This is a genomic window from Parasphingomonas zepuensis (assembly GCF_036663735.1).
Taxonomy (GTDB): Bacteria; Pseudomonadota; Alphaproteobacteria; order Sphingomonadales; family Sphingomonadaceae; genus Sphingomonas.
Window position 1 is genome coordinate 1 of sequence record NZ_JAXOJO010000080.1, and the last position, 1,070, is coordinate 1,070.

At 62.6% G+C, this 1,070-nt stretch carries 2 protein-coding genes; both read right to left on the reverse strand.

From position 1 onward, the window contains the following. A partial coding sequence (locus U1769_RS25390) for a glycosyltransferase family protein (protein ID WP_332720928.1) occupies positions 1-814 on the reverse strand: 814 nt, incomplete at its 3' end. Further along, positions 811-1,070 (reverse strand): Rossmann-fold NAD(P)-binding domain-containing protein (locus U1769_RS25395; protein ID WP_332720929.1); only part of this gene is annotated, 260 nt, incomplete at its 5' end. The genes U1769_RS25390 and U1769_RS25395, both read right to left, overlap by 4 nt.

Consider the following 1,070-nt stretch of genomic DNA (forward strand, 5'->3'; position numbering starts at 1 on the left):
GACGAAAGCGGGACGCGACGCCGAGATCGGCGGCGCGCTGGATCAGGCGACCATACAGCCCCGGATCATGGAAACTCTTTGCGCTGCCGGTTGACAGGACCAGCGGTGCCGACCCGGTCTTTTGCATTAGCGCCAGGCTTTCGATCACCAGCGCGTGATTCTTGTGCGGCCAAAACTGGTTCGGAATGAAGAAATAGGGGCCGGTGAAGTCGAATGCCTGCTCGAGCTCTGCTCGTGATGCCACATCCTCGTCACTCACATCCGCGACGAACGGCAGTACATGGGTCCGGGCAACCGCGTCCGGCATGAAATCTTTGAGATCGCCCAGCGCATCGTTGCTGCTGACGATCATTACCGTTGCCTGATCGGCGATGCGGCGAAAAGCGCGATCACGGGTGCGGCGCATCGCTTCGGTAAAGAGTTCCGGCAGCCGCAGATGCTGGAAGTCCGGGATCCAGCCGATCGAAGGGATCTTGCTGCGCCGTCCCAGCGTGGTCAGGTGCGACAGCACAGCGATCCGGTTCCGCGCCAGCCAGCGCTCCATGACGATGTCACGGCCGATCAGGCGCTTGAGTACAGTGCCCGTCATTGCGGTCGCGCTGCGCGATCCAAGCAGCGGGCAGCGAATGACCTGAACATCCAGATCGCCGAAATGTGCGATGGCTTCTTCCGGCATGTCGACCGGGACAATCAGCACCGGCTCGATGACGCGTTCCGGATCGGCCAGTATCGCCTGGATCAGATTGCGTAGATAATTGATCCCGCCCATCCAGGCGGAACTGCGGTCCATGAACGGAAAGCCGACGCGGATCACGAGCCGGGCTCGCGAAACCATGCCACATATTCGCTGACACCGGCGTCGAGGCGTTTTTCCGGCGTCCAGCCCCAACCCAGCGCCTCGCTAATGTCGGCGCGCGTGTGGGCGGGGTCGCCGGGACGTGAAATACCGTTGAAGCTGACCTCGCTTCCATTCGCCAGTGACGCTGCAACGAGCCCGACGACTTCTGAGATAGCCGTTCCCGTTCCGGAGCCGCCGTTCGCGACGGGACAGTCGGGGCTGGCGTGGCGGG